Origin of the sequence: Dietzia sp. DQ11-44, from assembly GCF_014145205.1 — a bacterium.
Taxonomy (GTDB): Bacteria; Actinomycetota; Actinomycetes; order Mycobacteriales; family Mycobacteriaceae; genus Dietzia; species Dietzia natronolimnaea.
The window spans coordinates 1-4,009 of the sequence record NZ_JAALEC010000250.1; the positions used below are offsets into that span (position 1 = coordinate 1).

The window sequence follows — 4,009 nt, forward strand, 5'->3', positions numbered from 1 at the left end:
TCGGAGGACGGCCGGGAGCCGTCGGACGGCCGTGCCCACCCGCACGACCACGACCATCTCCACGACGGCTACCGGGCGTTCACCGTGATCCCGTCCGGTCCCCTCCACCCCCGCCGGTTCCTGTCCGCGCTCGCCTCGCCGCCGACCGGTGCCTACCGCGCCAAGGGCACGGTGACCCTGGGCACCGCCGACGGACCACGGCGCTACGAGGTCGCGCTGGTGGGGCGCCGGCTCGAGCTCCGTGCGGGCGGAGAGGGCACCGAGGGGATGGTGATGATCGGCGTCGATCTCGACGACGACGAGGTGACCCGGTTCCTCGACGACTCCGTGCTGGCGCCGGGGGAGGCGGTCGACGCGGACGCCGATCTGGGCCTGCACCCGTACCTGGTGGGCGACCCGGACTCCAGTGACGTCGAGGAGTGGATCTACGACGAACAGCGCGTCGCGCCCCTCACCGGAGCGGCCGCGATGCTGGCGGATCCCGAGGATCCCGAGGCATTCGATCCAGCTTTCACTCCCTGAGTGCACTCCGGTTGGGAAGCGGGGTGGGGCACCCCCGGGGACATCGGTCGTCGGCGGCCGACTGGGATCGGCATCAGCCCGGCCACGTGCGTATAGTGGCGCTGACGACGGTGATGTGTGGCACTCGCGGGGGGATTTCCCCGGCTCGCGGTGGGGGTATGCCACGGACGTGGGAGGAGACCTCGTGGACGAGGAGAATACCGGCCGTGGTGGAGTCGCAGGTGGCGCGGGCGAAGCCCAGCGACGCAGGCGCGATCTGGCCTCCGTGCGCAGCGCGATCTCGGCCCTGCGCGAGGCCACAGGGATCCCGGTGACCATCGGCGGCGTGGTCGGCGAGGGTCACACACTCGTGCTGTCGGAGTCGCTGGGGATGCGGACTTCGGCGATGAAGGATCTCATGATCCACTACGGCGCCGGGGTCGGCGGCCGGGTCATGGCGACCGGTAAGCCGGTCGGTGTGGCCGATTACCCGCGCGCCGGTGTGATCACTCACGAGTACGACCTGCCCGTGCTGTCCGAGGGGTTGCGGTCGATGGCGGCGATCCCGGTCGTGGTGGGCAAGGACGTGCGGGCCGTGCTCTACGCCGGCGTGCACTCCTCGGTCCGTTTCGGCGAGAAGGTCCTCAACCAGATGGCGGCCACGGCCCGCGCCCTCGAGCAGGAGATCGCGGTCAACGACGCCCTCGCGGCCCGAGGCGCGGCCCCGATGGGCCCGGGAGCGGGTGAGGGGCGCTGGGACGACGTCCTGTCCAACGAGCGCATGCGCGACACCCATGCCCGGCTGCGGATGCTGGCCTCCCGGACCGAGGACCCGGACGTGCGTGCCGAGCTCGAACGGATCTGCGCCGAGATGGTCTCCCCGCCGCCGGAGATGCCCACGGCACGCCTGTCGCGCCGCGAGCTCGACGTGTTGGCCTGCGTCGCGCAGGGCAAGACGAACATCGAGACGGCCGCCGACATGGGGATCGGTGCGGAGACGGTGAAGAGCTACCTGCGCTCGGTCATGCGCAAACTCGATGCGCACACCAGATTCGAGGCGGTCAACGCGGCGCGTCGGATGGGCGTTCTGCCCTGACCCCCGGGGCGGCTGCACGCTCGGGCACGGCGGTTCGGGGACAGCGGAGCGGCTCGGGCACAGGAGAGCGGCTCTGGCACTGCGGCCGGGGTCCGGGAGCTCCGGATTAATCAGCCGCGATCGGCGCCGCGCTCGCCGCCGGGAACCCAGAGGACGTCGCCCTCCGGATTGGCCACCCGTCCCAGGACGAACAGAAGGTCCGACAGGCGGTTGAGATACTTGGCCGGCAGCACGGACGTGGTCTCGGGGTATGCCTCGACGGCGGCCCAGGCGGCTCGCTCGGCGCGCCTCACCGCCGTCCGGGCGACGTGCAGGTGGGCGGCGCCGGGGGTTCCACCGGGCAGGATGAACGAGGTCAGGTCGGCGAGTTCGGCGTTGAACTCGTCGATCCACCCCTCCAGTCGCTCGATGTAGGACTGCTCGATCCGCAACGGGGGGTACTCGGGGGCGTCGACAACAGGAGTGGAGAGGTCGGCCCCGGCGTCGAAGAGGTCGTTCTGTACGACCCGGAGCACGGAGGCGATGCGGCTGTCGAGATCGCCGCAGGTCAGGGCTACCCCCAGGGCGGCATTGGCCTCGTCGCAGTCCGCGTAGGCGTCCAGTCGGGCGTCGTTCTTGCTCACCCGGGAGAAGTCGGACAGTCCCGTGGTGCCGTCGTCGCCGGTCCGGGTATAGATCTTGGTGAGATGCACAGCCATGACGCCAACCTACGCGTACGCGGTCGAGCGGTCGCGTGGTCGCCTCGCCCGGTCGCGCGTTGCCGTGGTCGCCTCGCCCGTTCGCGTGGCCCCGAGGGTGCGCGGGCTCCGCTGGTCGCCCCGGTTCTCGCCTAAGGTGGACCGCGTGAGCGGTAACCCCACGTCCCGCGAGGAGAGCTTCCTCGTCACCGGCGGCACCAGACTGGCCGGCGAGGTCTCTGTCGCCGGCGCCAAGAACAGCGTGCTCAAGCTGATGGCGGTGGCACTGATGGCGGAGGGGCGGACCACACTGACCAACTGCCCGGACATCTCCGACGTGCCCGCGATGGCCGACGTGCTGCGGCACCTGGGGTGCACCGTCGAGATCTCGGGCGGAACGGTGGTGATCGACACGCCGGCGGACCTGGGGCACGTCTCGGACGACAAAGCCGCGCAGCGACTGCGGGCATCCGTCTGCATCCTCGGGCCCCTCGTCGGTCGCTACCACCGTGCCGAGCTGGCGATGCCGGGCGGAGACGCGATCGGGGACCGGCCACTCAACTGGCACCGCGAGGCGCTCGAGAAGCTGGGCGCCACCACGAGGATGGATCACGGCCGACTGGTCGCCGAGGCAACCGAGCTGACGGGCGCCAGGTACACGCTCGCGTTCCCCTCCGTGGGTGCCACGGAGACATTTCTGTTCGGCGCGGTTCTGGCCCGCGGGACCTCGACGCTGGTCAACGCCGCCCGGGAACCAGAGATCGTCGACATCTGTGACCTGTTGTCCAAGATGGGTGCCCGCATCAGCGGGGCCGGGACGAGCACCATCACCATCGACGGTGTCGAGACACTGACGCCGGTGAGTCACCGGGTGATAGGGGACCGGATCGTCGCCGCCACCTGGGCGATGGGCGCGGTGATGACGCGGGGTGACGTGACCGTCACCGGCATCGATCCCATGTTCATCCACGTGGTGCTGGAGAACCTCCGCGGTGCGGGGGCGCAGGTCTCGACCGGTCCGGACTGGGTCCGGGTCATCCAGGAGGGACGTCCCCGCGCGCGGGACGTGCGGACCCTGCCGTTCCCCGGCTTCCCGACCGACCTCCAGCCGATGGCGATCGCCCTCGCCTCCGTGGCGGACGGCGCGTCCGTGATCACCGAGAACCTCTTCGAGGCACGATTCCGCTTCGTCGAGGAGATGGTGCGCATGGGAGTCGATGCCGAGACCGACGGGCACCACGCGAAGATCCGGGGCCGTGAACGCCTGGACTCCGCGACCGTGTGGGCCAGTGACATCCGCGCCGGCGCGGGACTGGTCCTCGCCGGGATGTGCGGGGACGCCGTGACCGAGGTCTGCGAGATCTTCCACATCGACCGCGGGTACCCGGACTTCCTCGAGAAGGTGCGGTCCCTGGGGGGCCGGATCGAGCGCGTCGACACCCACAGGTGACGCGAGCGGCCTCGCGGCTTTCTGGCCGTTGACCTGGCGATTTGCGTTTGGGTTCACGTCTGCGTAACTTATTGGAAGTCGCCGAGAGCGAGCCCGGACCGAGAGGCCCGGGCCGAGGCAGGTGGCGGTTTTCAGATGGTTGTGCGGGCCCGGTTTTGACTTGGTGGGTCTGTGTGGCTAGGCTGGAGAAGTTGCCCCGAAATGGGTGGCGAAGAGTGTGAGTCCCTCGTGATCCGGTGGTCGGTGACTGTCCGGGGAGCGGTGTGGTGGTGTTGTTTGAGAACT

4 protein-coding genes are annotated in these 4,009 nt (G+C 70.0%); 3 read left to right on the forward strand and 1 reads right to left on the reverse strand.

Annotated features, from left to right (window positions below):
- Window positions 1-522: GTP-binding protein (locus G6018_RS07195; RefSeq protein ID WP_182639257.1), on the forward strand; the 522-nt coding region annotated here is incomplete at its 5' end.
- Between the two features lie 184 nt (window positions 523-706).
- The gene (locus tag G6018_RS07200; RefSeq protein WP_182639258.1) at window positions 707-1,597 is read left to right on the forward strand and encodes a LuxR C-terminal-related transcriptional regulator; all 891 of its coding nucleotides are present in this window, start codon (window positions 707-709) and stop codon (window positions 1,595-1,597) included.
- A gap of 110 nt (window positions 1,598-1,707) precedes the next feature.
- On the opposite strand, the gene G6018_RS07205 is transcribed toward G6018_RS07200, so the two are convergent.
- Window positions 1,708-2,295 (reverse strand): cob(I)yrinic acid a,c-diamide adenosyltransferase, encoded by a 588-nt coding sequence (locus G6018_RS07205; RefSeq protein WP_182639259.1) that lies wholly within the window; start codon window positions 2,293-2,295, stop codon window positions 1,708-1,710.
- Window positions 2,296-2,440: 145 nt separating this feature from the next.
- On the opposite strand from G6018_RS07205, the gene murA reads away from it, so the two are divergent.
- Window positions 2,441-3,724, forward strand: a complete 1,284-nt coding sequence (gene murA, locus G6018_RS07210; protein ID WP_179524634.1) for a UDP-N-acetylglucosamine 1-carboxyvinyltransferase — start codon at window positions 2,441-2,443, stop codon at window positions 3,722-3,724.
- The last annotated feature ends 285 nt before the right edge of the window (window positions 3,725-4,009 follow it).